General features: G+C 63.2%; 30 protein-coding genes. 13 read left to right on the forward strand and 17 right to left on the reverse strand.

The window, feature by feature from the left end; translation table 11 throughout:
• Positions 1-110 precede the first annotated feature (110 nt).
• Complete coding sequence (locus GD1_RS06490) at positions 111-899, reverse strand: AraC family transcriptional regulator (protein ID WP_202927031.1); 789 nt, start codon at positions 897-899, stop codon at positions 111-113.
• A gap of 107 nt (positions 900-1006) precedes the next feature.
• Between GD1_RS06490 and GD1_RS06495 the strand changes: the two genes are divergently transcribed.
• Together GD1_RS06495 and cynS are read left to right on the forward strand one after the other, a co-directional pair.
• On the forward strand, positions 1007-1381 hold the full coding sequence (locus tag GD1_RS06495) for a cupin domain-containing protein (protein WP_059036410.1): 375 nt from the start codon (positions 1007-1009) through the stop codon (positions 1379-1381).
• Positions 1378-1833 (forward strand): cyanase, encoded by a 456-nt coding sequence (gene cynS, locus GD1_RS06500; RefSeq protein WP_059036411.1) that lies wholly within the window; start codon positions 1378-1380, stop codon positions 1831-1833. Before GD1_RS06495 ends, cynS begins: the two co-directional genes overlap by 4 nt.
• 82 nt (positions 1834-1915) lie before the next feature.
• Here cynS and GD1_RS06505 read toward each other — a convergent pair whose 3' ends face one another.
• Positions 1916-2653, reverse strand: a complete 738-nt coding sequence (locus GD1_RS06505; RefSeq protein WP_157079388.1) for a hypothetical protein — start codon at positions 2651-2653, stop codon at positions 1916-1918.
• Positions 2654-3191: 538 nt separating this feature from the next.
• Here GD1_RS06505 and GD1_RS06510 point away from each other — a divergent pair.
• Positions 3192-4367, forward strand: coding sequence for a tyrosine-type recombinase/integrase (locus GD1_RS06510; protein ID WP_059036413.1), 1176 nt, complete (start codon positions 3192-3194; stop codon positions 4365-4367).
• 65 nt (positions 4368-4432) lie between these two features.
• Here the strand turns inward: GD1_RS06510 and GD1_RS06515 are convergent, their stop codons facing one another.
• The gene (locus GD1_RS06515; RefSeq protein ID WP_157079389.1) at positions 4433-5524 is read right to left on the reverse strand and encodes a GIY-YIG nuclease family protein; all 1092 of its coding nucleotides are present in this window, start codon (positions 5522-5524) and stop codon (positions 4433-4435) included.
• 156 nt (positions 5525-5680) lie between these two features.
• Here GD1_RS06515 and GD1_RS06520 point away from each other — a divergent pair, with 156 nt between their 5' ends.
• The 7 genes from GD1_RS06520 (at position 5681) to GD1_RS25630 (ending at position 9373) form a co-directional block, all read left to right on the forward strand.
• Positions 5681-6058 (forward strand): hypothetical protein, encoded by a 378-nt coding sequence (locus GD1_RS06520; protein ID WP_059036415.1) that lies wholly within the window; start codon positions 5681-5683, stop codon positions 6056-6058.
• An 11-nt stretch (positions 6059-6069) separates the two neighbouring features.
• Positions 6070-6630: an antirestriction protein ArdA gene (locus GD1_RS06525; RefSeq protein ID WP_059036416.1), complete on the forward strand. Its 561-nt coding sequence runs from the start codon at positions 6070-6072 to the stop codon at positions 6628-6630.
• Complete coding sequence (locus GD1_RS06530) at positions 6630-6935, forward strand: hypothetical protein (protein WP_059036417.1); 306 nt, start codon at positions 6630-6632, stop codon at positions 6933-6935. Before GD1_RS06525 ends, GD1_RS06530 begins: the two co-directional genes overlap by 1 nt.
• 428 nt (positions 6936-7363) lie before the next feature.
• Complete coding sequence (locus tag GD1_RS06535) at positions 7364-7663, forward strand: helix-turn-helix transcriptional regulator (protein ID WP_059036418.1); 300 nt, start codon at positions 7364-7366, stop codon at positions 7661-7663.
• A gap of 99 nt (positions 7664-7762) precedes the next feature.
• Positions 7763-8740 (forward strand): J domain-containing protein, encoded by a 978-nt coding sequence (locus GD1_RS06540; RefSeq protein WP_059036419.1) that lies wholly within the window; start codon positions 7763-7765, stop codon positions 8738-8740.
• 37 nt (positions 8741-8777) lie between these two features.
• Positions 8778-9140 carry a hypothetical protein gene (locus GD1_RS06545; protein WP_059036420.1) on the forward strand — a complete coding sequence of 121 codons (363 nt, stop codon included), beginning with the start codon at positions 8778-8780 and terminating at the stop codon, positions 9138-9140.
• On the forward strand, positions 9140-9373 hold the full coding sequence (locus GD1_RS25630; protein ID WP_280513257.1) for a zinc finger domain-containing protein: 234 nt from the start codon (positions 9140-9142) through the stop codon (positions 9371-9373). Before GD1_RS06545 ends, GD1_RS25630 begins: the two co-directional genes overlap by 1 nt.
• A 479-nt stretch (positions 9374-9852) precedes the next feature.
• Here GD1_RS25630 and GD1_RS06550 read toward each other — a convergent pair whose 3' ends face one another.
• The 8 genes from GD1_RS06550 to GD1_RS06585 all read right to left on the reverse strand — a co-directional run bounded on the left by GD1_RS06550 (position 9853) and on the right by GD1_RS06585 (position 21444).
• Positions 9853-12141 carry an AAA family ATPase gene (locus GD1_RS06550; RefSeq protein ID WP_059036470.1) on the reverse strand — a complete coding sequence of 763 codons (2289 nt, stop codon included), beginning with the start codon at positions 12139-12141 and terminating at the stop codon, positions 9853-9855.
• Positions 12142-12584: 443 nt separating this feature from the next.
• Positions 12585-13247, reverse strand: a complete 663-nt coding sequence (locus GD1_RS06555; RefSeq protein ID WP_202927030.1) for a hypothetical protein — start codon at positions 13245-13247, stop codon at positions 12585-12587.
• Positions 13248-13369: 122 nt separating this feature from the next.
• A complete protein-coding gene (locus GD1_RS06560) occupies positions 13370-14572 on the reverse strand; it encodes a GIY-YIG nuclease family protein (protein ID WP_059036422.1) in 1203 nt (400 codons plus the stop codon).
• Positions 14569-16542, reverse strand: a complete 1974-nt coding sequence (locus tag GD1_RS06565; protein WP_059036423.1) for a DEAD/DEAH box helicase — start codon at positions 16540-16542, stop codon at positions 14569-14571. Before GD1_RS06565 ends, GD1_RS06560 begins: the two co-directional genes overlap by 4 nt.
• Positions 16539-19247, reverse strand: coding sequence for a DNA methyltransferase (locus tag GD1_RS06570; protein WP_059036424.1), 2709 nt, complete (start codon positions 19245-19247; stop codon positions 16539-16541). The genes GD1_RS06565 and GD1_RS06570 overlap by 4 nt, the downstream gene beginning before the upstream one ends.
• Positions 19248-19358: 111 nt before the next feature.
• Entirely contained in the window at positions 19359-20138 is a 780-nt protein-coding gene (locus GD1_RS06575) for a DUF1883 domain-containing protein (protein ID WP_059036425.1), read from the reverse strand.
• Between the two features lie 9 nt (positions 20139-20147).
• Positions 20148-20393: a DUF2188 domain-containing protein gene (locus GD1_RS06580; protein ID WP_059036426.1), complete on the reverse strand. Its 246-nt coding sequence runs from the start codon at positions 20391-20393 to the stop codon at positions 20148-20150.
• A 187-nt stretch (positions 20394-20580) separates the two neighbouring features.
• Positions 20581-21444 (reverse strand): protein NO VEIN domain-containing protein, encoded by an 864-nt coding sequence (locus GD1_RS06585; RefSeq protein ID WP_162128816.1) that lies wholly within the window; start codon positions 21442-21444, stop codon positions 20581-20583.
• Positions 21445-21651: 207 nt separating this feature from the next.
• Here GD1_RS06585 and GD1_RS06590 point away from each other — a divergent pair, with 207 nt between their 5' ends.
• From GD1_RS06590 to GD1_RS06600, 3 genes are read left to right on the forward strand one after another with little or no spacing between them, the layout of a single operon-like run.
• Positions 21652-22122 (forward strand): helix-turn-helix transcriptional regulator, encoded by a 471-nt coding sequence (locus tag GD1_RS06590; RefSeq protein ID WP_157079390.1) that lies wholly within the window; start codon positions 21652-21654, stop codon positions 22120-22122.
• Positions 22119-22610, forward strand: a complete 492-nt coding sequence (locus GD1_RS06595) for a hypothetical protein (protein WP_059036429.1) — start codon at positions 22119-22121, stop codon at positions 22608-22610. Before GD1_RS06590 ends, GD1_RS06595 begins: the two co-directional genes overlap by 4 nt.
• Positions 22570-23205, forward strand: a complete 636-nt coding sequence (locus GD1_RS06600) for a recombinase family protein (protein WP_202927029.1) — start codon at positions 22570-22572, stop codon at positions 23203-23205. Before GD1_RS06595 ends, GD1_RS06600 begins: the two co-directional genes overlap by 41 nt.
• 53 nt (positions 23206-23258) lie before the next feature.
• Here GD1_RS06600 and GD1_RS06605 read toward each other — a convergent pair whose 3' ends face one another.
• The 6 genes from GD1_RS06605 to GD1_RS06630 form a co-directional block, all read right to left on the reverse strand.
• Positions 23259-23588 carry a hypothetical protein gene (locus GD1_RS06605; RefSeq protein ID WP_059036431.1) on the reverse strand — a complete coding sequence of 110 codons (330 nt, stop codon included), beginning with the start codon at positions 23586-23588 and terminating at the stop codon, positions 23259-23261.
• A 65-nt stretch (positions 23589-23653) separates the two neighbouring features.
• Positions 23654-24733: a hypothetical protein gene (locus tag GD1_RS06610; RefSeq protein ID WP_059036432.1), complete on the reverse strand. Its 1080-nt coding sequence runs from the start codon at positions 24731-24733 to the stop codon at positions 23654-23656.
• Positions 24730-25371 (reverse strand): hypothetical protein, encoded by a 642-nt coding sequence (locus tag GD1_RS06615; RefSeq protein ID WP_059036433.1) that lies wholly within the window; start codon positions 25369-25371, stop codon positions 24730-24732. Before GD1_RS06615 ends, GD1_RS06610 begins: the two co-directional genes overlap by 4 nt.
• Positions 25368-25583, reverse strand: a complete 216-nt coding sequence (locus GD1_RS06620) for a hypothetical protein (protein ID WP_059036434.1) — start codon at positions 25581-25583, stop codon at positions 25368-25370. The genes GD1_RS06615 and GD1_RS06620 overlap by 4 nt, the downstream gene beginning before the upstream one ends.
• Positions 25570-25770: a hypothetical protein gene (locus tag GD1_RS06625; RefSeq protein WP_059036435.1), complete on the reverse strand. Its 201-nt coding sequence runs from the start codon at positions 25768-25770 to the stop codon at positions 25570-25572. The genes GD1_RS06620 and GD1_RS06625 overlap by 14 nt, the downstream gene beginning before the upstream one ends.
• Complete coding sequence (locus GD1_RS06630; protein ID WP_059036436.1) at positions 25767-26450, reverse strand: hypothetical protein; 684 nt, start codon at positions 26448-26450, stop codon at positions 25767-25769. The genes GD1_RS06625 and GD1_RS06630 overlap by 4 nt, the downstream gene beginning before the upstream one ends.
• Between the last annotated feature and the right edge of the window lie 196 nt (positions 26451-26646).

Consider the following 26646-nt stretch of genomic DNA (forward strand, 5'->3'; position numbering starts at 1 on the left):
GCTGGTGTCGTTCGGCCCGAGATGACATCGGTGACCCCGGACCATGCCGGCAGACACGGTCGGGCCCGACTTCTTGACGTACGGCAACGACCAGGTGCTCGTCTCGGTGGTCATCGCCCGGAGCCGACCTGCCGTGCGTAGGTGGCCGGAGTGACACCGAACTCCCGACGGAATGCCCGGGTGAAAGTATCCGGCTCAGAGAAGCCCGCCTCGACGGCTGCAGCGCGGGGAGGTACCCCGCTGCGCAGAAGGTCACGGGCGTGGTCGAGCCGATGCCGGCGGATCAGTGCCGCCGGCGAAGCGTGAGCGCGCGCCAGGATCGCCTGCAGCGTCCGCAGTGAGATGTGATTGTCGTGCGCCAGTCGGCGTGGGGTGAGGTCCGGATCGCGAAAGCTGCGCGCCACCTGCTCCCGCAGCACAGCCACGGATGGCAGAGCCCCGGCCTCACTGGAGGGCATCGGCGGCGCGGAGCGCTGCGGATGGAAGGCCAAGAGCCGCAACTGGTGCCCGGGCAGTGCCGAGATCCGCCACTGCGCGGTGAACCGGTGACCGGCAGCAGTCGCGAACGTCTCTGTGCCGGAAGCCTTCCGATGGCCTCGGGCCGCCTGGACAATCGGGCATTCCTCGGCCGGATACGGCGTTCCGTTCAGGTGAAACGCGTGTAGCGTGTCGTGACTGGAACGGCCGTGCAGGTCTGCGTGATCGGAGATGCCCAACGCCCGACCGGCCGCCTCGTTGGCGTATTCGATAGCGCCGTCCGCGCCGATCACCCACAAGGGCTGCCAGACGGTGTCGACCACCGTGCTCAACCACCGATCCGGCGCACTCGTCACCGCCCAATCGTGGCACCACTCGGTTACACCGCGATTGCCGGGACGTTTCCGCAGTTCGATGCGCAAAGTGTCAGGCAAGTCGCGTATTTTTCCCTTTTCCTGCCCGCCGTCGGGTGATCGACTGGATGCGTCCCAACCCGATCCGCCCGTCAGGGCACGAAAGGACCACCACGATGACGTACAACCCCCGGATGCAGAAGGCCACATTCGCCGAGATCGATCCGGACGTGCACGGCCGGATCTCCAAGCGCACGGCTGCACTCGACGGTGTCGATGTCACGCAGGTGACCTTCGGTGTCGGCGCAAAGTGGTCTGCCGACCTCAAGGACTACGCCGGCACCGCCGACTGTCGACTTCCGCACGTCTCGCTGGTGTTGGCCGGCACCCTGGGAGTCGAGATGACCGACGGCTCCACCGAAGAGTTCTCGGCCGGCGACGTCATGCTGCTGCCGCCCGGGCACGACGCGTGGACCATCGGGGACGAGGCATGCACCTTCGTCGAATTCTCCCGCGGTAACGACTACTACGACCAGCAATCGGCACAATGATCGACAAGCACACGGCAGGGTTGGTCATCGATGAGGCGCGCCAGGATCGCGGGTTGACCTGGAACCGGCTGGCCGAGATCATCGAACGGCCTCCGGTGTGGACGGTTTCGGCACTGCTCGGCATGCACCCGGTGCCGCAGGCCATCGCGGATGTGGTGCGAGACGAACTCGGACTCGACGAGGACATCGCCAAAGCCCTCACCCGACAGCCTGTTCGGATCGGGCCCACCGACATCTCCGCTGATCCGACCATCTATCGCTTCCACGAACTCATCGCCGTGTACGGCGCCGCGTTGAAGGCGCTCATCCACGAGGAGTTCGGCGACGGCATCATGAGCGCCATCAATTGCAGCGTCGCCGTCGATCGAGGTACCCACCCCGACGGCGACCGCGTGAGGGTGACCATCGACGGAAAGTTCCTGCCGTATGCGTGGAACGCCAGCGAGGGCTGACCGACGAGTGCCCCGGCCGCCCTGAGCTGCCGGGGCACGTCCGCTCGTACAGCGCCACCACGGCGCCGCCCGCGGTGGCACCCTAACCACTCGTCCCGCCGGGTCCGTCGAAGCGCACGGCCTGCTCCACCGCGAGGAACACCCCGGAGCCGGTCGTGGTGTTCCAGCAGGTGAGGCCGTTGCTCTCGGAAGCACAGATCCAGTCGTCGAAGTAGTACTGATTGCCGTATGCGGCAACGGGAACCTGGTAGCCGTCAGTGGCGGGTTGGTTCATCCAGCCCGTGGTACCCGAGCCGTCGGTCGGAGCGCCGACACGGTTGGCGGCGAGCGGAAAGATCCACCTGCCCTTACACGTCCCCGACCGGGTCACGCAGCCGAGCGGACTGCTCGACTTGTTGTAGCTCGTGATGCCGCACAGGCCTTGCGCCCCCTCGGCGTCGGGCTGGTTGAAGTCGCAGCCGATCCGGCCGGTCGGCGTCACGAGGTGTGCCGAGCGGAGCTTGCCGTACCTGCTCACATACGTCGGCAGTGGCTGCGCGGTTGCCGGCCGCGGCCCGCCCGCACCCACATAGGCACCCGGGACCGGCGGCGTCGCCTGACCAGGACTCGCGGGACTGCCCGCTGGGCTCGAGTCCGGCATGACAGACGACGTCGACGTCCCGACGGTGGTCGGGTCGCCGTTCACGGCACTCGGCGCTGCGGCCCGATCGTCGCCCTCGGCATCGATCACCAGGATCACCGCCACGACCAGCGCGGACACCAGGACCACGGCGGTGGCCAGGAGCGCCAACACCGTCTTGTTACCCGACGTTGAATTCATCGTCTTCCCCCGAAGCTCGACATCTGGACACCGCCTCACACGAGCGATTCGCCACAGTGAATCACAGACGGGAGGTCCGATCTCTCGATGTCGTCTGGTCGAATCACAGCCCTCGGCGCACGATCGCACCGCAATCGTCGCCAGAGGAGAACCACTGCGCTACAACAGGTTCGACAGTGTGAACCCGATTCGACCGAGGTCGCACCGCCGTTGCCGACACCCGGCGAGCCGGACTTCCACCCAGTCGTCGCGAGCGGCTGGGTCAGCCGGTGATGCCCGTATCGGCGTGTACCCATCACGATCTGGTTGCCCATCGATCCGGATAGGGCGTCAAACGAAGAAAACCCGCAGTTACCTGCGGGTTTTGTTGTGGTCCCGGCTGGGATCGAACCAGCGTCCTATGCTATGGTCAGAGGAACAATCAGCAGGTCAGAGCCGTTTAGTATCCGGTACTTTGGGCGAGATTCCGGCAGTTTTGGCATGCTGAGTACCGCACAAGTACCGCGCCTGCGGTACTTGATCAACCGGGAGGGACACCGTGACCGCTAAGGGCCAGAAGCAGAAGCGCAAGCGCACGTGGGGCATCGTCGACCCTCAACGCAGCGGAAAATATCGCGCTCGCTACACCCATCAGGGGGAGCGATTCAGCGCGCCGACGACGTTTGACACCGTCGACGAGGCTGACCTGTGGTTGTCCACGCAGCGCGTCGACATCTCCAGCGGCAAGTGGGTCCATCCTGACGAGGCCGCGAGACGGGCCGAGGCCCAAGCTGCCGATGCAGCTCGACGAGCCACCACCTTCGGCGAGTACGCCGACAAGTGGGTCCGCGAGCGCACCAACTCCAAGGGTGAGCCGATCCGGCCGCGCACCCGCAAGGAGTACGAGCGGATGCTCAACTCCGAGAATGGCTTCCTCACTGAGTGGCGCGCTACCCCCCTGATCGAGATCACCCCCGACGCGGTGCGGACGTGGCGCACCAAGCACCTCGACACCGGCCACCTCACCGCCACGGCTCGCAGTTATGACCTCATGAAGTCGATCCTCAAGACCGCCGTCGAGGACGGGCTGATCGAGTCCAATCCGTGCAACGTCAAGGGCGGATCGCTCACATCGACGAAGAAGAAGGTCCGCCCGCCGGCAGACGACGAGTTGGAGGCGCTGATCCAGGCCATCGACGAACGGTACAAAGCCCTCGTCGTCGTGGCCGCCGCAGGTGGCCTGCGCTACGGCGAATGCTTGGCGCTCACCACCGACGACGTCATCATCGAGCGTGATAGCGCCGGCGAGGTCGACTGCGTGCGCTTGGTCGTCGACGACGCTGTCGTTGAGGGTGCTGGAATCCCTCGGGAGTCTGGCGAGGTCAAGACCGAGGCTGGTGTGCGAGGGATCTCGATCTTCGGCCGCGACGCGCAGATCATCGCCGACCACGTGGCCAACCTCTCCCCCGGTGTGCTGCTGTGGACCGACACACAGGGCCGCTACGTCAGCCAGTCGTCGGTAAACAACGCGTGGTGGGCTGCCCGCAAGGAGGTTGGCTGCACCGACGTGACGTTCCACTCGCTACGTCACTATGCCGGGACCCGGTACGCGCAGAGCGGGGCGACCATCGCCGAGACGATGGCGCGTCTCGGGCACTCGTCGGCCAAGGCCGCGATGAGATACCAGCACGCGGGCACCCGCGACGACGAGCTGGCTCGCCGGGCAGCTCGCTGATGCCCTGGGCGCCGGCCGATGGCAGGCGCCGCTTGTCTGGCCCATCCCCACGCTGACTCAGAATGTCAGTCCACGGAAGTCCCGGTGAGGTACGGGTGCCATCCGTGCTGCTGCCAGCGCGCCGATGAGCGCTGTGCACGTATGTCACGCAAGCTCTTGCCCCCGTAGCAGGCTTCCAGGCTCACGTCGCGTTCCCCGGTGAAACGCCACCATTGCGTACGCCGTTTCGAGTTCTCGGCAATCACCTCACCTACTAAGTCCCATGTGTCGGCGCGGTAGACGGCTCGGACGATGTCGTTGGCGAAAACCAAGATCGGTAGGCCGGGAAGGTTCCGCGCCGCGGCACCGGCAATCCACGACTGACGACTCCACTCGTAGACATCCTCACGCGTGGCCGTGGGCGAGGCTGCGGCGTTCACTTTGACCAGTGCACACGGGATTGGCAGCGCCGGAACCGTTTCGGCGCTGTAACGCAGAGCCAGCTCACCGGCAGGCTGCATCCCATGCTCAGTAGCGACGTGACCTCCTTGGATATTGACCAGATCTAACTCTGACAGCGCAGCGAAGTCGAGCATGGACTGCTCGGCGGCAAACGCGCCCTGATCCTTTGCTGTGTCCTCGTCGATACGGTGGCGGATAACCCAATGCTCGACGCCGAACCCAGCACCGAAGATCCGGTCGATCCGGTCGTTCTTCTTCGAGGTGATCTCCGCAGCGTCGCCTTCGCCCACGATCTCCGAAGTGTCCAGAGGCTTGGCGCTTCGAGCGCCCCAAACGTGCTGAAATACGCGGTTTCCGCGACCCTTACCGATGTAGAACGGCTTGGACGTCATCGGGTCGACGAGGACGTACACATACACCCCGAGCTTCTCCTGTACCTCAGGTAGAAATGGTCTCGGCAGCACAGGGGCGGGTACCGAAACAACATTGAGGTTGCGCCTGAGCGCTCGGGCAAGGTCGGACTCTAGGGCCGCACTCTCACCCAATACCGCCCTGGTTGCCTCAGCCTCGCCAAGGAATCGACATCCGGTCAGGCGAACCGCTTTCTCGACCACGTCGACAACCGTGCGAGTCGATGGTGTGTCAGAGAGCATCTCAGCGATTGCTGCAACAGCACCCGCCCCAACCTCTACAACCTCAATCTTCTCTTCGTTCACTCGAGCCCTCCGAGTCACTCGTTCCTGTGTTGTCAATGAGTATGGCCGCGGCAACCCGTACCCCACGATCGGCGCCCCGAGCGACGCGAACACCACCGTCGGCACAGCCGCCGGCAAGCCCGAACTCGAACACCCACATTCGAGGGAGGGACTTCTATGTCCACAGCAGTCATCACCGATCCGTGGATCGAGCGCCAGATCGCCGCCGGCCGATTGGCTCCCGGCGCACGCGGCATGAGCCGCACCGAGGCCGCTGACCAGCACAACGCCGCCAACGCGCTCACCCCCACCGACCACGACTACCTGTACAGCCCCGGCCAGGCCCAGCAAACCGCTCTCGCAGCCCTGTCGATGGTCGGCATCGACCTGCCCGACGACACCCGCGTCGTCCTGACCGACCTCGTAGCTGGCCAGTGCGGCCGCGCATACCGGGCCAATGTCGGTCAGATCGAGGCCGCGGTCGAGGAGCACCGACTGTCCACCGGCGAGGCCATCAGCGCCGACGCCCTACTGAACGCCCTGCCGTGGGACTGAGAGGACTGACCATGACTACCGTCGCCACCACCAACACACCCAGGGCATTCGCATCTTGCGAGTCCTGTTACGCCGCAGGCCGCCTCGTCGGCGTGTGGATCGACGCCGTGGACGCCGCGGACACCACCGCCGAGCAGATCCATGCCGGCTCCGGTGTGGACCCCGTCGCCGAGGGCTGCGAGGAGTTCGTCTGCATGGACACCGACAACATGCCCACGACCGGCGAGCCCTCGCTGGAAGAGGCCGCCCGCTGGGGCGAGATCTACGAAGAGGTCGGCGACGAGCAGTGGTCGGCCCTGTGCGCCTGGGTCCGCTCCGGCTCATACATCGCCGAGGGCGACACCGACTTCCCCTGTGTCAGCGACTTCGAGGAGGCATACGCCGGTTGCTGGGACAGCTTCCGCGACTACGCCTTCGAGCTGGCCGAGGACATCGGCCTGTTCGAGGGGCTCGACAGCGAGCACGTCGCGGTCCGGTACTTCGACTGGGACAGCTGGATCAGGGACCTGGAAATGGATCACAGCGTCGAGCGTGACGGACACGGCGGTGTCTACATATTCAGGAGCCTGTGATGACCGGAGCAACGTTGCAGGACGCCGTCGACCTCATCCCCGAGGCATGGCACGACGACATCGCCAACGACGCCGAATCCCAGGGCTGCGACTTGTCCTACGCCGTGTCCAGCAGCGGCCTGCGCACCGAGACCGTCACCCGCATCCGACGGCACTTCGCCGCCCGCGAGGCCGACGCCGACTGGCAGGCACTCAGCGCCGGACAGCAGCTCGACGAGTGCTTCCCGTCCTACGGCGGCATCGGCTGGCCGGAGCTGCTCGACGAGCTGGGAATCACCACGGTCTACGTCACGCAGGCCCCCTGACCGGTGTGCCCATCGGCGCACCCCCACGACCCCGGCACTGTGAGTGCCGGGGTCATCTCATTCGGCCAGCGCGTTTGTGACCTTCATCTCTTGACCGAGTAGTTATAATCTGAAACATATTATCCGGGCGTAGCGTGCAGCCTCCGCCGCCCAGTTTCGGCCCTCGCGGACGCCACTTTCATGCGATAGAACTGCCATGTGCCAGAAACCGCAGCGTTTCACCCGGCCACAGGGTTGTCGAGTTCCGCGCCAGGTAATCCCCTGCCGAGTCATTCGTGCGCCCGACGCGCCGACCGCTGGGTCTTGCGCTTTCATGGAAAATCCATGAATCTGTAAATGTCTGGCTAGCACGACATTGAGATGGCGCCCACTATCCGAAGGAGGGAACATGCCGGGGATCAAGGTTGCGTCCGTGGGACCATGGGGTCATGCCCGTGTCCGACAGCCGCCTGACCCCGCAGCAACTGCGGGGTCGTGAAGTGCGCCGGAAAGCCCTGGCTGCCGTGCTGATCTACAGCCGCAAGGCTGCAGGTCTCACTCAGGCCCAGCTCGCCGAGCGAGCCGGACTGGCGCGATCCACGATCATCAGCCTCGAACAGGGCAAGGCCGCTATCAGCAGCGACGCGCTCTGGGAGATAGCCAAGGCCGTCGAACGACCCCTTAGCGAGATCATCGCTGCCGTCGAAGCAGACGACGCCGCTGCCGCCACACTCCAGCCCGACAGCTAGGCCCTCATCGCCCGCACGCCGGGCACTCACCATCACCATTCCAGCCGACGCACGACGTGCGCATCGGCCGACTCATTGCACCCTCATCGGGGAGGAACCATGCCGCAAACCACCTACTACGAGGTCCTCGGACTCGACCCCCGAGCGTCGTCTCCCGACCTCGCTCGGCAGTTGACCCATCAGCTCACACAGGCACCGCCCGGTCCTGGACGGCAATACATCGAGCAGGCCCGGGCCGTTCTCGGCGACGAGGGCAAGCGCCGTCACTACGACGCTCGGCTCAACGATCCGCAGGCCCCTGCGTGGACTCCGGACGAGCTGCACCGTCTTGCCCTCACCGCGCCCACCCCGGCGCGCACGGGCCTTGTCGCCGCATTCGCCGAGACGAGGGTCAAGGTGCTATCGGGTGTCGTCGCAGGGCTGGCACTGATCCTGGCCATCTCGGTGACCGCCGTGGCGTGCAGCAGCTCCGACGGCGGGACGTCGCCGACCGCGTCTGATGGCTCTGTTCAATCGAGCGCGCAGACCAGCGGTGACAGCGACCAGGTCTGCAGGCCTGCCCGCGGACGAGGGGTGTGGAACGCCGAGTGGGAGAAGGAGAAGAGACCTGACTACCTACTCAAGCTCACCGCGCAGACCGATCTGCCCTCCGAGGTCGCACAGAAGCTGTCCAACCCGCGGCTAGCTTCGGGCCTGAAATTCATGACCCAATACCAGGACAAGACCATCGGTGTGGGCGAGGTCAACTCGACTATCGGAGGACCTGCGGTCTACGTCGCCCAGTACGGCCCCGACGGCGCTCTTATCAAGCTGCACACGATCCGCCAGCAGAGCGACACGACCGCCATGCCGACACCGTTTGATCAGGCTGAGGACATTTCGGGCGGGTACATGCGCGTACAGGCAGACGGCGTCGAGATCCCCTCGGAAGCCAACGGCGTCGAGGCCACCCAGCAGTACGTCGTCAACGCACTGCCCGACGCTTTCGACCGGTCGAAAGTATGGGTCCTGCTCCGCGGCGGCACCAAGCTGTACCGCGGCACTCTCTACGCCAACGCGCCGGACTCTGGCTGCTGAACCGTCACACCCATCAGATAGAAGGAGAACACCCGTCATGTCCATCACTCTCAAGCGAGCCATCGCCACCACCACCCTGGCCACCGCCGGAATCGCAGGCACCCTCGGCGTCGGCGCCCTGGCCGCCCCACCGGCCAGCGCCAAGGTCGACAGCGGCACCTACACGATCCGCTCGACCAACGTCGGGATCACCTCGCTACCAGGCAAGGCAGTCGTGCGCGGCAACAAACTGATCATGCCGGGAGCCCCTGCCCTCGTGCTGCACTCGACACCCCGTGGCGCCTACGCCGATTTCGGCGTCACGCGCTATACCTTCAACAAGCGGAACGGTCAGCTCTACAGCGGCAAGATCATGGTCGGCCCTATCCAGACAGGCACCATCACGCTGCGCAAGCGCTGATCGTCAAGGCTGAAACCTGGGAGCACACCACAGCCACGTTCACCGTCTTCACCCCCCAGGACGGCCGCGAGTGGTGCTGGAAGTCGGGGAACTTCGACAGGAATCTACATTCATACGGCAAACATGGCCGATCATGTCCGAGGTGCGGAACGCTCATCGTGCGAGAGCAGTTCATGAACCGAGGCGCGCACTTCTGTCGGAGGTGTCAGCCCCCGCCACGGAGTAGGCACTGACCGGGGTCGGTGGACACCTAGGCTCGGTTTTACTTGCATGTGCAAGTAAAACCGAGCCATATATAAAAGGGCACCTGTGACCATCACCTACACCATCCGGATCTCCACGCTTGCCTGACCGAGCTGCGCGACGCCCTGACCAAGGTCGACTCTCTCGGACCCGTCGACCCAGCTCGTGCTCCTCGGCGACTGCGTCGACCGGGGCCAACAGCGCGGGCGTCCTCACTGCTGCGAAGGACCTCTGCGACGCCTACCCCGGCCAGACGATCGCTCTCGCTGGCAACCACGAGCGCTGGTTCCTCGACTGGCTCGACGCCGATGATGCCGAGCCCACCTCGAGCGCACGCAGACCATCGGCAACGGACTGTCACGAAGGTGTTGGACCGGAAATGAGCGGATCGTGCCTCTGCAAGTTTGGTCGGCGCCCCTGCCCGTCGAGAGTGACGACGTCCACGGTCGCCTCGCCGGCAACTGAATCTTCAGGCGATTGCAAGAGGATTCGAGCCAGTGGCCTTGCACATGCGCTCAAAATGCTCCGTGTCGGCGAACTTCAGGAACTCCATGCACCTGCGAATCTGGCTGTGGATCACGCGAGCGTCAAGCACATCGACACTCTCGCCGCCCTCACCGTGGGAGTAGCGGTTGCAGAAGTCGTATACGTCGCGGTAGGGGTTATTCACCAGGTCGCCGCCCATGAGTTCTTCTAGCCGCTGGACAAAGGTTCCAACATGCGGAGCCTTGTAGCTTGCAAATACCTCAAGGACACGGCGCGCAGCGTTTGGGAGTAGGAACAGCCGGTCATGATCGGTGCCGTCATCGACACCGTCCATCACCTTCGCGAAGAGGTAAGCGTACTCACTACTGTGCGTCACGAGCATTGGCGGAAGCGGTGTCACTTGAGTCGTGCGCACGCCGCCCTTAGTCGCTGCGTACATCTCTAAGAAGGCCACCTTGGGGAAGCGCGTCTCGTCGACGTCACCCTTCTTGATCTTGTTCCGAGAGGCATTCCATGCACTGCCCTGTGACTTGAGGAAGAGACGTAGGAGTCCGAAGTCATGGGTCAGCACGATGAACTGGCCGAAACCCTTCAGCGTGTCTACTAGCCACTGATGGGTGGCGAAGAGCGCTTCGCGGTCAAGTGAGCTTGAAGGATCATCGATTACAACGATGCGGTGAGTCCTGTCCCCGCTGACGGTCTCGTCCTCTAGCTTGCGTAGGAAATAGAGGAGGGACAGGGTGGTGCGCTCCCCATCGCTCAAGTGGGTCGCTGGCACGTCACCCCTGCGGCAAGCATAGGACTTGCCGTCCTCAGTCACAGCGACGCTGAGGTGGCCCTTCCCATAGACGCGGGCGAGGTCTGCGGTGAGCGTCTCGGCCATCTTCCTGTTGGAGAACCGCTTCTGGCGGAGGTCGCTTAGGGTGCGTTCCGCCAGTTCGGCGCCGTCTTTGGCGGCGTTGCGTTGCGCTTGCGCACTCTTGGCGCTGGCCTCATGCTGATGAAAAGCCTCGGCCCGCGACCCGATGATGTAGTCGAGCACAGTCTCGTAACACGCCTCCACTACCGTGTTGTGATCGTCAACTTGCGCGTTGTGCTCGGTGATCGCTTTCTGCAGTATGGCCGCCGAGAGATCACCGGCGAGAAGTGAGCAATCGGGCGCGCTCGGCGTGGTAGCCGGGTGTTCAACCTTCTCTTTGAGGACGCGTTCAAGGTCATCGAGCACATTCATTCGCTCAGCTACCTCGTCCCTCACGGACTGGAGGTTTGTCGCGTAGCCGTCTCGGAGTTCACGGGCTAGCGCCTCCTGCGACGGCATGGCAGCAAGCCAGTGACCCAGAGCATCCTTATGACTGTGAACCTTTTGTGCGAGCGACTGTGCGCGCTCGCGAATGTCGAACCAACTCTTATCAAAATGCTTAGCAAGCTGCTCCTGCCGGTCAGGCGTTACGGCGTTACCACAAAAGAGGCAGTCAGTGAGTCCCTCATGTAGACCAATGCCCTGTTCGACCCACCGCTGCCGCTCCTGATCCGCGGCGAGAGATGCGATTGCCGCGCTGGTAGGCGTTTCGGCCAGTAGAGTGTCCAGCCCGCTCAGTGCCGCTCTCAGTCCAGCCGGAGCATCCGCGACTACGGGCACGCGCTCCGGCTTGGGCTCGCTCAAGCGTTTGAGTGCCTCGACACTCCTGTTCTCGTCGGGGAACTCACCGACATATTTGCGGAGCATCCCCTCAACAACTGGCATCGAATACTTGTTCTTCGTGAATCGCGTGTAGTCGAAGCTCTTCAACTGCTCCGCGATGCCGTCCTGAGCTGCGCTGGCCAGCTTCTTGGCCCTGGCTGTTGATTCCTGACTTTTCTTCTTTGCCTCGGTCTCTTCAAGACGGAAGGCGTCGATCTTCTTGCCAAGTTCGATCTCCTGGTCTTTGGCTTCGATGGCCTCCTCGCCCAGGGTGACGATGGGCGATGCCGTGTCGCCTTCGAGGAACTGAGATAGATTGCGGTGTACCCACTCCTTGGTAAAGACCGCCATAGCGGGCGAAGGACCGCCACCACCGACCCGCACTGTATGACTGGATCCCAATTCGTCTTCCCAGACGACTTCCGTCGATGTGTCCTCCGAAGCGATCTCAAGCAGGAGTGACGCGAAGGACGACTTACCGCTCCCGTTGTGTCCGTACACGACCGAGCGGCTGCCTAGCGGCAGTGCAGCGGGCCAAAAGTCCTTGGCGAGCGATCGATAGGCGGTTGTCAGGTCAAGGTGGCGCAGCATGCGGAAAATGCTATCGAGCGAGCGTGACTCGCATCTGGCGGCTCGCGAAATCAACATGTCCACAAGCCGGTCGTTGACCGGACACTCTTCGGACGGCCGGCCGATGGCGGGCCGTCCAGGTCACAAAGTCTCATTAGACCCGTCCGCTTATAGTCGCGGTGAAGCGACCACGATCGCACGTCGCGATCTCCCACGGTGCGGGCTTCTGCCGTTCCCGACCTCGCTTCGCGAAGCCGCCACCTCCTGAGCGCAGCCCCGAGGTAGACCAAGTGCGGGACCGCGCTCACGTCCCAGTTTGCGCTCGGCAGAACGATGTTGGCCAACTCTCGTCCAGGCTGCCGGACGACTGAGATACCAGTCTCTCGACGTACTCCGGGAAACTGTCCTCCGATCGGCCCACTACGGTATCGGGGGCCTATCGTGTACTGCAGCGTTCTGAATCACTATCCGAGTTCCGGCACCAGCGTGCGTAGGTCGACCAGTTCGATGTGCGCAGCGGGCCCAGAGGTGAACTCTGCGACTGACAGCTCACTGTGCGGGTCGAAGCGCTCGCCGAACCGTGCCCGAGTGTGCGGTGACGAGCGTCCCAGCGCCCACGAGGCCTTCGCCGCCGAGGTGCGCAGAAAGCGCGCCGGAAGGTCACCGACGACGTAGAGCTGCCCTCGACGGTCGGACTCGTCAAGAGCAAGGTGCACGAGGTCGGCGAACACGCCACGCTTACGCATCGTGTCAGCACCTTTCCATTGAGCAACCTTGAACTCAGCGATTCGCCGGTCCGTCTCAAGGTCGAACGGCCTACTCTTGTCGTTCCCCGCGCCGAGCGATGGACGGTTCACAACACGTTCACCAGGTTCGAGAATCTTGGGTAGAACCAGCGAAATTGTCGTTGCGTGGATAACGTCATTCAGTCGACCGACCGTCGAGCGCACCGCCAACGCTGAAGCCAACAGTTCCGCAGATAGGCCGTATCGTGCACCAACCGCGCTTGCGTCGAGCGCAGTCGCGTCAACCAGGTCAGCCTCGACCTGCGCGAGCTGAGAGGTGAGGCTGTGGTCGGTGAGGAAATCGGAGAGAACGGCGACCGCCGCCGCGAGATCGTTGGGCACTAGGTCAATGTGCCATATGCATCAGACAGTTCTGTGCCTGCTACCGCGACGCAGGTTCAAACTCCGTCAGGACAGATCCGCTTCCCTGTTCACCGCGGGGACCCTTCTGACGCCACCAGGGTTTAGGTGTCCTGCCGATCGACGAGCCGACGCATGTCGGCGTCGTAGGTGTAGTGGACGATCTCACCCGAGATGATCAACTCGATCGCCTGATCGATCACGTTGCGTGGCACGACGAACCATTCGGACGGGTCGTAGTCCCGGCCCGTCTTGTCGACCTGCGTCAGATCCAACCGCACGTCGGCGAAGACGCGATGGAGGAGATTCTCCAGTGCCGAGGCACGAGCGTTGTATATCCGGTATGTCGCGACCACCTCGACCGGCGCCATCAAGTAGGTGGGCGACTTGTCTGCGTTCTTGATTCTGGCCTCGACCGGTCCACGTGAGAAGCCGATCTTGTGCAGATCAGCGATGCCAGAAATCTGCGGATCGGTGCTGCGAGAACGCAAGACGTAGATATAGCCGCTGACCTCGTCGTCGGTGAGGATCTCTGGCTGCTCCCGCGCCACGACGATCTGACCGTCCTCATCTGCCAGCCTGATCCCCAAGGATTGCCTGTACATCCGTGACTCGGTGCCGTTCTCAAAGACGCAGCGAAGGCGCTCGCGCTTGTTCTCGCGAACCGTCGATTTCTTGTACTCAGTCTCCCCGACCTCAGCGACAAAAAGCATCACACCATTGAGCACGAAGAACGCCCCCGGGACGATGTGTGTAAGTCCCGGATATGGCAACAACTGGCTCGCGCCTTCGCGCAACTCTGCATGCTTCTGCTCGAACATCGGAGCGAACTCGGCGAAGTCCTCGGCGGGTCGACGACGCGCCACCTCCTCAGTCTCGAAGCGCTGCTTACGGACCGGAAGACTCGAAACATCCAGGATGCCAGTGTCATCGCCCAGAAGATCGAGAGGGTCATGCTCCAACAACTCGTCGATCGAACCAGGTGCCTCGGGGACGTCGAGAAGGCCGAACTCGTCGAGGTGTGTGAGCGCCTGGATCTTGTTGTCGTCGGCCAGGATGCCGTCCAGTCGAGCGCCGAGCTTGCGCTCGGAGATCTCCCTCGTCGTCGGGCTCGGGAGCCGACCGTGAGTGCGGCGGAACTCTACGATCTCCAGAAACGCCCGCTCCAACCGATCGCTGGAGGTGACCTTCTTCGGCTTCTCGGGCATGTCCAGCAGGCCGTCGACGTCGGAGTCGAGAAGCTTCTGGAACGCGTCGTGCTCCACGATGCGATCGCTTCCTGCGGTCGTGTCGTCTGCAGAGGTCATTGAGCGCTCCCCATTTCGGACGCTCGCTTTTGGGCTTCGCGCTGCTGCTTGAGCCGCCGTAGGAACAGCAGAGCCTCTGCATAGCGCTTCTCTGCGGGGTCGTCTGAACGCACCTCAGGATGCCGCCCGTTGACCTTGACCCAGTTCTGAATCTTGGGGAACAACGCGAGTGCTTCGTCCTCGCTGATCTCGACCCGTGTACTAGTGATCGCGTCGGAAATGATCTTCAGCACCGACGGAGTCACCGACTTCGACATCACCTCGAACGCTCGCTGGAACGGGTTGACCGTGTCGATCAGGTTGATGCTGACGTCATCGATGTTCACGAACGTGTCGGCCATCTTGATGAACCGCTTGTCACCGACCTCGCGAACCTCGCCGTTCTTGATCACCGAGTCCACCACGACCTGCTGGCGGACCTCCTCGACCTGCTCATCGGTCAGATCCGGGTAGCGATCCCGGATGATCTTCGGGATCAGAACCTTGTTCGTGGTCTCAGGGTCAACGCTGCCGGCCGCAGCCTTGGCGAACGTCTCGTCCTGCAAGATGTTGGCCTTCAGGTCATTTAGGTCGGTCTCGACGATCTGCTTGACCCGCTCGCTCGACGGCTCCTTGAAGCCCTTGATCTTGATCGTCCCCGGCTCAGGCGCGTCATCGTTACCGCGTTTGGCCTTGAAGTTGAAGTTCGGTGCCAGTACCTGCTCCATCAGCAGCGACGCTGTGATGGCCTTGAGCATGTTGTTCACCGACACCGTCACCTCGCCCCGCTCAGCGTCGGGTTCGGCCAGCAGGTTCGTGAACTGCGCGTGGGTCTTACCATGGCTGTCGCGGGTGACCCGGCCGATGATCTGGATGATCTCGGTCAGCGACGCTCGATACCCGACGGTCAGAGCGTGCTCGGCGAACGGCCAGTCGAAACCCTCCTTCGCCATACCCAGCGCGATGATGATGTCCACCCCGTCGCGCTCCTTGGCAGCGACGGTAGACAGATAATGCAGCGTGTCGGCACGCTTCTTCTGATCGGTGTCGTCGACCAGATCAGCCACTCGCAGCACCTCGCCCGTGTCTTTGCGCCGGATACGTATGATTCCGGTGTCGGGCTCGGTGTCGATCACGTCGCCGATGGTGTCGATGATGAACCCGACCTCTTCGATCTTTTCCTTGGTCGACTCGCCTGAGTTTACGTTCGGTATGTGCACGATCGTCTTCTTGTCCAGGTCCAGCACTTCGCCGATCGCCTCGGTGTACCGTCCCTGATAAAAGTGGTGCCCGATCCCCAGCGACTTCAGGTACTGGTAGCCGTTGAGCTGGTCGTAGTAGTTGAACGTCACCGGGGTGAACTGCGCCTCGTCCTCCGACGAGAGCACGGGCACCGAGTCGCCACGGAAGTACGATCCGGTCATCGCCACAATATGGACGTCCGAGCCGACCATCACCTCCTTCAGCAGTGCTCCCAGACGGGAGTTCTCGGTATCGGCTGAGACGTGATGGAACTCGTCGATGGCCAGCACGGTCCCGTTGAACTCATCCGGCGCCAACCGCTCGAACGCGAACCGCAAGGTCGCGTGTGTGCACACCAGAATCGGATCGGTACTGCCCAGGAAGTCGACAAACGCGTCGACCTTGCCCGCCGACGACCCTGGCGTGCACAGATTCCGCTCCGGCTTAACCTCCCAATCAGCGAAGAAGCCATGCGAGGTCAACTTCGTTGTCGAGAACGACGCACCGATCGAACGCTCCGGGACAGCGACTATCACTTTCTTGCGGCCCTGGTTGAACAACTTGTCCAGACCTACGAACATCAGCGCCCGAGACTTACCCGATGCGGGCGGGGCCTTGATCAACAGGTGCTGGGCGTCCCGCTTGGCGAACACACGCTGCTGCATCTCCCGCATACCCAACGCGTCAGTATTCACCGATGCACCAGTCTGCGCGTACGTCACGTCGACGACGTTCACCGTGCTGCTCACTTCTTGCCCCTCTTCACCGGCTTCGCCGCCTGCTCCGCAGCGGTCATCTCCTCATACATAGCGAACAGGTCTGACAACCGCTCCTCATCGGTCTCGTAGCCGCGCTTGGAGTAGATCGAATCCACCAATGCGTCAACCTCACCATGTGCCGCACGCAGATCGTCAGGCATCTTGTCCGGATCGTAAAGCTCGGCCAGGGTTCTCTCGCAGTGGTATTCGCGCACATCTAAAACTCGTAGCGCAGCCACAGTCAGCTCTTCCCTAATAGTCCCCGATAACGCCGGCGCCGCAAAGTTGTTGTACACGATCGTATTTGCGTAACGCAGGCGAGACTCATGTTGACCGCCAACTGACCGAGCCCAAACCATGTGCATTCGCGACGTTAGTAACGCAAAAACCCACGGTTCGGCGCCGTAAACCGCAAACGCCAGATCCGAGATCACGGTGTCAGGACCTACGTATCCAGACGGAATGTATTCACGCCGCTCCGACGACACCTTTGGGACAATTACAGCGTCAGTCGCCTTGTAACTAATCTGAACGAACCGGTGAGGCTTCGCTGCGAATGCGGCGGTACTCTCCGCCTTACTGCCGCTTCGTTCCGTCTTTACCATCCTCAGTCGTTCCGCGATTTCTGGAATGCTCCACGCCGCGTCAGCCTCGTCATCCCCAATCCACAAACAGTATCTTTCAAGGCCATCGACATGTTCTTTCGTTCCAATATAAGACTTTATGAATTCGAGCGAACATGGATTTCGATCAGCAAAGCGATTGCGATCTTCAGGAGACAAAACGAGGGATCGAGCACGAGGCATGGAACCGAATACCATGTCTGGTAGGTATGCGCTAAGTGGGTTAGGCCGCCTGGTAATGAATATATTAGATCCGTCAGCTAGGTATCCGTTTATATTTTCAGCACCGAGGCGCATCCCCTCAGAGAAAATATACTTGGGCCCAGTTCTGATATTCCTTAAATTGATAACTGCCACGCTTACGCCAGCACTACCCCTAGCGCTATTCTGCCACTTAAATGAAGTATAGGCATATCCAATTTCCAGGCCCATATCAAATATTCGCGGAAACATCAGACCAACGTGCTCGCCCTGAGAAACAGAATTGGTTGTAATGAAAGATAACTCTGCGTTTGTACCTTTTATATACTCGGCACCCTTCGTGAACCACAACGCGATGTAATCAAGATTCTTCGAGTATCCGTCAGGTCCGAACACGAAAGGAAAGTCATCTTTCATGGTCTTAGTCTGCCCTTTCGCCCCCTTATATGGAGGATTGCCAATCAGATAGATTTCTGATCGCCCATTGTTGGGGCACACTTTTTTCCAGTCTTCGCGGTTTGCGTTTCCGGCCAGCACTCGACCGGTCTCCTTCAGCGGGATCAGCGGTATCTCGACGCCAAACTTCTCGCGGAACTCGCGGTTCATCTGGTGCTTGGCGATCCACAGCGACAAGATCGCCACCTCGACGGCGAAGTCGTCGATCTCAATGCCGTAGAAGCTCTCAATGTCGATCTTCGACACCGCGTACAGCACTTGGTGTTTGGGGCTCAGGTCTGCAAGTCGCTCGAGGATCGCGTGCTCCAGGCGTCGCAGTTCCTTGTAGGCGATGACCAAGAAGTTCCCCGACCCACAGGCGGGGTCGAAGACTTTGATCGCGCCGATCCTCTCCAGCAGCTTCTCCAGCTTGCCGACGCTGCTGAAGCCCGCGTCGAACTCCTCCTTGAGCTCGTCGAGAAACAGCGGCTCGATCGTCTTCAGGATGTTCGGCACCGACGTGTAGTGCTGCCCGAGGTCCGACCGCTTCCCGGGGGTCACGATCGCTTGAAACATCGACCCGAAGATGTCGGGGTTGATCTCACTCCAGTCCAAAACTCCCAGATCGAGAAGCAGCCCACGGGCGGACTTGGTGAACGCCGGCACCACATGTTGCTTGGTGACCTCGAACAGGCGACCGTTGACATACGGGAACGCTGACAAGTAGCTCGCCTTGTCCTCGGGCTTCTCGGTATCCAGGGCGTCGAACAGGTCGGTCAGGAACTCCTGCACGTCCGACCCATCGGCCTGGGTATGCGACCCCACCGCGCTCGTGAACTGACCGTCATCGAAGATCCCGGTGTCCTCAGCAAAGAAGCAGAACAGCAGCCGCGTGAAGAACACGTTCAGCGCATGACGGCCATGCTGCTCGTCGATGAGGTCCGGGTTCGCCCGCAACAGCTCGTCGAACAGCTTGCCCATCCGCTCGGCAGCCTTGACGTCGGCGTGAGCCTCTGAGGTGTACTGCGCCTTCTCCATCCCGGCCCAGGGAAGGAAGAACGTGAAGTGCTTGTCGATGTCGCGGATCGGGAAGACCTTGTTCTCGCCGGTCTTCATGTCGACCGCGACCAGCTCGTCGTAGTCGGTGGCGATTACGAACCGGGGGTTGTACCGAACCACGTCCGGTGATGTCCGCAGCTCCTCGACGTCAGCCAACGGCTCGCGGTCCGTCTCGCGGAAGTAGACGACATTCTTCTGCGCGACGTCGCGGTCCTTGTCGGCTGCGACGTTGAGCGACCCGTTGCGCAGCCGAGTGACGTTCCCCTTCGGCTTCCCGTAGGCCAGAAGTAGATCGAAGATGAACTCGCGGTCATATGTCTCGCGCCGTGCGAGCGGAGTGACTCGCTCCTCGACTGCTTTCAGATTCAGCCTTGCCACGCCTGGAACTCCTTCGCCTGCACCCGCTGACGCCTCTGCCAGTCGGCTCACTCATCATTCCATCGCACGTGCGGACCGATAGCTGAAACCCTCGGGTTCGGGGTCGCGAGACTAGTCCGGTGGCGCTATCGCGGCCGCGATCTGCTCGGCGATCTCGTCGATGTCGACATCAGCGGTGTTGAGCGCCAGCTTGTCGGCCAGTGACGGGCTGTACCCGCGGACATCCTCGGCGGTCACCTCGTGCCAGATCGGCAGCATGGTCTGCTCGCCTGCGACAGTGCGGGTGACAAGCCCGTCCAGCTCGTGATTGGTCCAGCCTTTGGCGAAGAACGACGGTGAAAGGACTACCACGCCGAAGCGACTCGACCTGATCCCCTCGTCGATCTCGCGACGCAGGCTGTCACCGATCTTGATCTCCGTCTTGTCCAGCCACACCCTGACTCCGCGCCTGGTCAGCGCATCGCGCAGCGGGACCGCCACCGATTCCTTGTCCTCAGTCGCATGCGACAGGAAGACGTCCCAGGTCTGGCCCCCCAACGCCTCGCCGACGGGTTCGATCGGTTCACGGACCTCGACGTCCCGCGCCGGGTTCGGCTGCTGTCGCAGCGTGGGTAAGTTCCCTCGTGGCGGAGGTTCCACCTGAACACCGGCCCGCACCTTCCCTGCGTGACCGCCGAGGTCGATGACCACATACCAGTGCCCGCTTCGAGGGATGCCCAGACGTGCAGGCGACCGTTTGGCGAGGCCGCCAATGTAGTTGTACCGCCGCCCAGACTTGTACGAGCGGTAGTCCGAGGCAGTCATCAACTGAACGTTGGCCTGCTTGTCGAGCGTAACCACCGCCGTCGCCCCTTTTTCCTGGTGCTTCAGGTCGTAGTACAGATGCTGCACCAGAGTGGCTTACTTCTTGTCCCGCGGCGGAAACGGGTCGTTACCGGGTGCCACGGTGTCAGAATCTCGAATCTTCCCGTCGCGGCCGTGTATGCGAACCTCGCCGCCGCCCGCGTTGGTCACGATCTCCTTAGCCCGTCCGATAGCTTCGGCCTGAGTGTCGGTGTGAGCCCTCGCCCGGCTCGCGCCCGGCTTCTTTACGTCCCAACCGCCTTTGTCGCTCGGGACCACATGACGTCTGTTGTCGTTGCTCATGTCATTGCCTCCTCGGCATCGCGTAGCCCCAAGTGGACCTGCGTCGAACACTAGCCGCGGCCTCTGACAAAACGGCTGTTCGTACGCCGATCGTCGGCCGAATGTATCGACGGCCTGAAGTCCACCAAGGGCAAGATGTTCGCGAGCCCGGCCCGAGCCGACGCACGAAAAGGGCACTGGCGACGTCCTACCGTTCCTGTACGCCCGGCAGCGTTAGTCGGTAGACCATCGGCGCGGCGGCGGCTGTAGCGTCTGCCGCGGTGTAGAAGGTGAGGCACGGCGAATCGAGCGCCGTCGTCACCACCGCGAGTTCCCAACCTTCGTCCTCCTGGGCGGAGCGGTACTCGTTCGCGGTCAGCAGCACCGTCGGCGTGGCGCCCGAGACGCCCTTGACCTCGACGCGGTGGATGTCGCCGGCGTCGCCCACGCACGTCAAGTCCCAGCCCAGTTTCTTGCTCCCGACGTCCGTGACGACGTAGCCGCGGGCCTCCAGGTAGTCAGTCACCTTCTCAACCGCCGCAGCTTCTACGAGTCGGTTGCTCTCCGGGTCGCCGAAGCCCGCACCCGCCGGGCTGACCGTGATGACTTGCTCGGCGTCTGGTCCGCCCTCGGGGCCAGGTGTCGACAGAGGGTCGTCGCCGCGTGCGATGGCTTCCTCCAGATCGGAGTCGGCTTCATCGACGTCGCCCGCTCGCTTACGAACACCGTGGGCCATTGGCTCGACTGCCGACCATATCGTTGTCGCCACGTTATCCGAGTTAGGGCTCTGTCCGACGAGTTGAGGAGGCTTCCAGCCTTCGACCCACGGTAGGTCGCGCTTCCACAGTTCCTCCGATATTCGATAGCACCGATCCTTCAGCGTATGAATCGTTCGATCAGTCGGTAGTGCCTGTTGCGCCCGACGTAATGCTTCGGCCTTGACGACCGGAACGCCCGCGATCTCTGCCTCAAGGACAGTGAAATACTCGACGGCCAGGATCTCGATATCGCTCTTAGTCCATGGTTGACCGGCCATCGAACACTCCTTCTCAATCCGCGTGTCTTCAATCATGACATCCCGCGCCCCTCGGGTCCGCCCATAGCGCATTCATTCGATCATCTGGGGTACTCCCAAATGGGCACTTCCCAAGTGCCGCATATTGCGTCAATTTAGGGTGAGTACGCGCTATTTATTGACATCTGTCAATCCATGCCTTAGACTCGCATTGACAGACACCGAGTGCCGCGACAGACGCGGACGATCGAAACGGAGATACTCGTGCGCAAGACCCCGATCCTCGACACCGAGCCTGTCTGGACCCAGCCGCTCCTCACGACCCCCGATCTCGCGGAGCTGGTGGGGATCACTGAGGCAGCAATGACCAAGCGCATCCAGAAGAGTGGATTCCCCGAGCCCGCCGAGGTCGACGGGCGTCGGCGCCTGTGGTCGTACGCCCAGGTCTTGACGCTTTTCACCGACCTCGGCGACATCGAGCTGGTCGCGACCGTCACCGAGGCGATCCACCGCCGGGACGCCCAGCTCGCGGCCAGGGTGGACGCGCTGCAAGCGACAATCCAGACAGACCTCGACGAGATCGAGACCGAGCGCGCAGCTTTGACTGCCTTCGGCGAGTTGCTCGCTCCCTTGAACCAGCTGCTCGCGCAACTCGCCGAAGGCGCGGCCGCTCTGCGCTCCGAGATCACCGATTACACCGGTGCCGGTGCCGATAGCGAGGCCGGGGCGGCGTGATCGACTGCGCAGCGTTCGTCGCAGATGTCCACCGCCGCAAGGTCACACACGAGGCGGGGCATGCCGTCGCCGCAGTGGCCCGTGGCGGTCGCGTGATCCGATTCGAGGTGCCGTTCGACGACTTCTCGGCTGGTGTCGAGGTCGTCGGTCAACCGCTGGTGACCCACGCCAGCGACCCGCTCGACCAGTCGTTCATTACCTATGCAGGCCTGTGGGCGACCGCTCGTTGGATGGTCGAGCGCGAGGCCGACGTCGACGACATGCGCGATGCGATGGACTGCGCGATGGCCGACCACAGTGCAGGTGCCGCATCAGACGTGGCCAAGCTGCTCACCGCGGGGGTCGACGCCACCGCTCCGCCGGCCGGTTGGGATGCCGAGCTGGAACGCCTATGGCCACGCATCGTCGCGGTCGCCGACCACTTCTTCACCCACGGTCAGCTCGACCATGCCGGGATTGCATCAATCCTGCCAAGGAGTCTGGTGTGACGTGACAGGTCAACGTGTTGGCTACGTCCGAGTGTCCACCGCCGAGCAGAACGAGGCCCGCCAGCTCGACGACGTCGAGCTGGACAGAGTCTTCACCGACAAGGCTTCCGGCCGCGACCGCCAGCGGCCGGAACTGGAGAAGCTGCTCGACTTCGTCCGCGATGGCGACACCGTCTACGTCCACAGCCTCGATCGCCTCGGCCGCAACGTCGACGACCTGCGTGACCTCATTACTGAGCTGACCGGCCAGGGTGTAGAGGTGCGCATCGTCAAGCAGGGCTTGACCTTCACCAGCGACGACACCAGCCCGATGAACCGGCTCATGCTGACCATGCTGGGCGCGTTCGCCGAGTTCGAGTTGGCCATGATCCGCGAGCGACAGGCCGAGGGCATCGCCAAGGCCAAGGCCGCAGGCAAGTATCGGGGCCGAAACGCGGCATTAACGCCCGAGCAGGTCGAGGAGATCGCACAGCGGCACGCTGGCGGTGCCGGCGAGGGCATCACCGCCCTGGCCACCGAGTACGGCGTCAGCAGGCAAACGGTCTACAACTACTTGAATCGAGGTAGACTCGACATCACTGGTTTGCTTGAGTGATACGACAAGACCCCGACACCACACGGTGTCGGGGTCTTGTTCTTCTGCCGGCTCTAGCGGCGCAACTCTCCGATGGAATAGTCGCCCTTCATAGCGAGGATCGGGTCGCTGCCGTCGATCCGACCGTTGCCGTCCCAATCGATCCGCTCGGCCGTCACGCCGGGCAGCGCCTTGCCGCCGACGATGACCGTGCCGTCGCGGACCGTCGCCACGTCGACACCGGTGGGCAGCGGCGAGGCCACGGAGACACGGATCAACAAGTACTGCCCGTCGGGGGCGACCGACGGCGCGGTGTCGGCGCTGGCCAGGCCCGCACCCAGGCCCAGAGCCAGTCCAGCTCCGGCTACGGCGACGGCTGCGGTACGAATGATGTTCTTGGACATGAGATTTCCTCTTTCGTGTGTACTTCGGAATTGGTGTGCAACCGGACAACCCCGTGGATCAGGCACTACTTACTCGGCACGACGCTGCTGGATGCATCACCTCCCTCTGAGGTGTTCTCGACGAGCTTGACCAGGGCGATCGAGTTACCCATGATGGCCACGGCCTTGTCAGCCTCACCCGCGACACCTTGGATAGCGTCGACGGACGCCCGCCCATCGACCAGACCGGCCGCGTCGGCCGGTACCTGGCCCGTCGCCGCGTATACGCCCGGGGAGCCGGGCTCGCAGCTGCCCGCGCCGCCGACGTCGCCACCGGCCCACGCCCGATCGCCGGTCACGCGGACCGCGTCGTCAGTGACGGTGACATCGGCCTTGTGGAAGCCAGGCCGATCGACCCTGTTCTTCTTCTCGGCCCTGGTCAGTGGGACCGTGGTGTAGACACCCCAGCCGGTCTTCGTCAGCTGGAGCAGGCTCGGATTACCCTGCACCCCATCGGCATTGGTCCGAGCTTGGATGAATGCGCCGGGCAACGGGGTCGATGCCACGACGTCGAGCTTCAGCTTCGGCTGTTCCGTACCGTCCGCCATCGCGTCGCCGAGACCTCCCGGGCCAGCAAGTTTTCCCGTGCGGCAGGCGTCGATTGCGGTCTCAGCGACCTCGCCTCGTACCTCGCCGCTCTTCGCGGCGACCTTCTCGCTGGCCTGCGCATACTTGCTCTGACCAGCGGCTTTCGCATCATCGAGCGTATTCTGTCCGCCGATCTGGCTGAGCCCCACTGCCACGACCCCGACGACCGCGACCACCGCGACGCCGACGCCTGCCAAAACAGCCTTGCTTCTGCCGCTCATCACAGGCGTGGTCGCCGGACCATCACCGACCACCGGAGCGCTCGGCACATCGTCGCCCGGCGCGGGGAGCTCGTTGCCGTGCTCGTCGACATAGACGTACTCGTACTCGACGGCCTCCTCTGCCCCGGGGCCATCCTCGGCAGGCTCGTCATCAGTCACCGGTGCCGTTACCGCCACCGAGATCTTCGGGGTCGATGGCTCCACCGTGCTACCTGAGCCGTCAATCGGCTCATCAGGCACGTCGCCGATCTCCGCCGGGTCGAAGCCGACCTCGTCGTAGTCGCGCTCGTCGCTCATCGCGGGTCTCCTTCGGTGGGTACGCGGCGGGCGACCTTGCGCACGACGCGCTGAGCGGGCACTGGGACGGGGACGGCAGCGGGGGTTGGTGCCGGTGCTGCCGGCGGAATATTGCCGCCCTCTGGCCGGACGACGCCCTTGGCCTTGAGCGAAGCCAAGAAGTTCGGGAACAGGCTCGGCGCCACGACCAGCGAGCCCAGCAGCAGAGCGGCCCCGCCAGCGATATACATGTTCTGAAAAACGTTGAGCGCCATAGTGATAAGCGTGCGAAGCGCCAGGAATGCCATGCCGTACGCGAGGCCGATCACACAGAGCATCGGCACACTTGCTCTGTTCAGGTACCCACCGGATACAGTGGTCGCCGACCGGCCGACCTGGCGCAGGAAATCGACGTCCTGGTCGGTGCCCGCCGCGGGCCCGGCGGCCGTGGGGATCGCAAGAATGCCGCGGTTCCACAACCGCATAGCGATGAATGCCACGGCGGCGGCGAGCACGGTGGCGACCTTCTCCGCGTAGCCTTGCTGCGCGATCACCCACGCCAGCACGCCGACGCCGCCGAAAGCGAGGAGCGTGCCTACGATGCGGATGATTTCGCCCGCGCCGGTCTGGATATGGACATTGACTGGCTGATTAGTCATCTCTTCTCTCCTTCAAAGCTGTTGTTCTGCTTGTCCTTTACGAATCCCGGCACCACGATCGCCACGAGGAGCGCGAGCGTGGCCGCCCCGCCGGCCCATCGCCACGAACCGCCATAGACCACGCCGAGGACGATGAGTGCAATGCCCGCGAGCACCGCAATCGCGATGGCCAGGCCAAGCAGTGCGCCCCTTCTGGCCTCAGCCCTGGTCATCGTGAGCGCACTCTGCGGGTGCGGTCCGCATGATCGCCCGAATGTCGACCTCCGTGCCCGGCGGCGCCGCGTCGATGGCCAGCGAAATCACGACCCCGAGTTCAGTAGCCTTTTTCAGGCGATCCGCCTTGCCGGCGGGGTCGCGAATCAGATCCAACGCATAGTCATAGTCATCGGTCTTTTTCATTGCGCCCTCTTCTCGGTGGTGATTGGTGCCGGTACGCGGACGCGCACCTGTCGAATCTGGGGAGCCGGTGCGGTCACCGGCTCGGTGGGCCGGGTCGTCGGCAGCAGCGGCGCGTCGCCGAGGCGCACCCGGATAGGCGTGGGTCGCGCCGCTGCGGTTGCGGTGGGTACCGCCTCCCAGCCGTAGGCATAGGCGAGCCAGCTCGCCCGGGCGGTGCCGATCACTGGTTGGGCAAGTAACCACCAGCCCCACCAGGGGATTCCGCTGCCCAGCCAGGCGACCCCGGCCACCACGAGCATCGCCACCGCGACGCCGCCCGTGGCCCACGCCAGCGTTCGCCAGCGGAGCGGACCCCAAACCCGCACCTGTCGGTACCAGACCCCGTAAATGGCCCAGGACAACGCGATTGCCGGACCGGCGATAATCAGTCGGCCAGCCTCGACGAGTGTCGCCGCGATCGTCCAACGCCCTCGGTGCTCGTCGCGCTCGGCGGCGATGCGGCCGAAGCGACTCCGAGTGGTCACTTCCGCGACTGCGGCGTCGCCAGCACCCGCGTCGTAGCGGGCCAGGCGGCGAGCACGGGCGGCCAGGCGCTCGCCGCGCCGACGAGCAGCCGGTCGGCGACCGGCTCTGTTGAGCACCCAAGCCGAGCGCGGCTGGGTGTAGTGCGGGTCAGCCACGATCGACCGCCTGCTCGATCGCCGCGCAGCGAGAGCCGCCGTCGCCCTGCGACCCAACACCGAGGGCGAAGCCCGCTGCGAAGACGGCCGCCGTGGCAGCTACGGCCCACACCCAGCGGCGGGTCCAGAACGATGCCCTACCAGTGGTTTTGCCAGCCATCATGGATCATCCGTTCCTGTGTGCGAGGATCGAGGG

It is taken from the genome of Gordonia desulfuricans NBRC 100010 (assembly GCF_001485495.1).
Lineage (GTDB): Bacteria > Actinomycetota > Actinomycetes > Mycobacteriales > Mycobacteriaceae > Gordonia > Gordonia desulfuricans.

What these genes read in the sequence shown, in the direction of transcription:
- GD1_RS06610 (WP_059036432.1), bottom strand. Translation starts at nt 24,733, where the DNA reads ATGAGCGACGAGCGCGACTACGACGAGGTCGGCTTCGACCCGGCGGAG.
- GD1_RS06495 (WP_059036410.1), top strand. Translation starts at nt 1,007, where the DNA reads ATGACGTACAACCCCCGGATGCAGAAGGCCACATTCGCCGAGATCGAT.
- cynS (WP_059036411.1), top strand. Translation starts at nt 1,378, where the DNA reads ATGATCGACAAGCACACGGCAGGGTTGGTCATCGATGAGGCGCGCCAG.
- GD1_RS06585 (WP_162128816.1), bottom strand. Translation starts at nt 21,444, where the DNA reads ATGATTGAAGACACGCGGATTGAGAAGGAGTGTTCGATGGCCGGTCAA.
- GD1_RS06620 (WP_059036434.1), bottom strand. Translation starts at nt 25,583, where the DNA reads ATGACCAGGGCTGAGGCCAGAAGGGGCGCACTGCTTGGCCTGGCCATC.
- GD1_RS06600 (WP_202927029.1), top strand. Translation starts at nt 22,570, where the DNA reads ATGCCGGGATTGCATCAATCCTGCCAAGGAGTCTGGTGTGACGTGACA.
- GD1_RS06560 (WP_059036422.1), bottom strand. Translation starts at nt 14,572, where the DNA reads ATGACCTCTGCAGACGACACGACCGCAGGAAGCGATCGCATCGTGGAG.
- GD1_RS06615 (WP_059036433.1), bottom strand. Translation starts at nt 25,371, where the DNA reads ATGACTAATCAGCCAGTCAATGTCCATATCCAGACCGGCGCGGGCGAA.
- GD1_RS06530 (WP_059036417.1), top strand. Translation starts at nt 6,630, where the DNA reads ATGACCGGAGCAACGTTGCAGGACGCCGTCGACCTCATCCCCGAGGCA.
- GD1_RS06580 (WP_059036426.1), bottom strand. Translation starts at nt 20,393, where the DNA reads ATGAGCAACGACAACAGACGTCATGTGGTCCCGAGCGACAAAGGCGGT.
- GD1_RS06605 (WP_059036431.1), bottom strand. Translation starts at nt 23,588, where the DNA reads ATGTCCAAGAACATCATTCGTACCGCAGCCGTCGCCGTAGCCGGAGCT.
- GD1_RS06535 (WP_059036418.1), top strand. Translation starts at nt 7,364, where the DNA reads ATGCCCGTGTCCGACAGCCGCCTGACCCCGCAGCAACTGCGGGGTCGT.
- GD1_RS06540 (WP_059036419.1), top strand. Translation starts at nt 7,763, where the DNA reads ATGCCGCAAACCACCTACTACGAGGTCCTCGGACTCGACCCCCGAGCG.
- GD1_RS06625 (WP_059036435.1), bottom strand. Translation starts at nt 25,770, where the DNA reads ATGAAAAAGACCGATGACTATGACTATGCGTTGGATCTGATTCGCGAC.
- GD1_RS06545 (WP_059036420.1), top strand. Translation starts at nt 8,778, where the DNA reads ATGTCCATCACTCTCAAGCGAGCCATCGCCACCACCACCCTGGCCACC.
- GD1_RS06505 (WP_157079388.1), bottom strand. Translation starts at nt 2,653, where the DNA reads ATGAATTCAACGTCGGGTAACAAGACGGTGTTGGCGCTCCTGGCCACC.
- GD1_RS06520 (WP_059036415.1), top strand. Translation starts at nt 5,681, where the DNA reads ATGTCCACAGCAGTCATCACCGATCCGTGGATCGAGCGCCAGATCGCC.
- GD1_RS06550 (WP_059036470.1), bottom strand. Translation starts at nt 12,141, where the DNA reads ATGCTGCGCCACCTTGACCTGACAACCGCCTATCGATCGCTCGCCAAG.
- GD1_RS06525 (WP_059036416.1), top strand. Translation starts at nt 6,070, where the DNA reads ATGACTACCGTCGCCACCACCAACACACCCAGGGCATTCGCATCTTGC.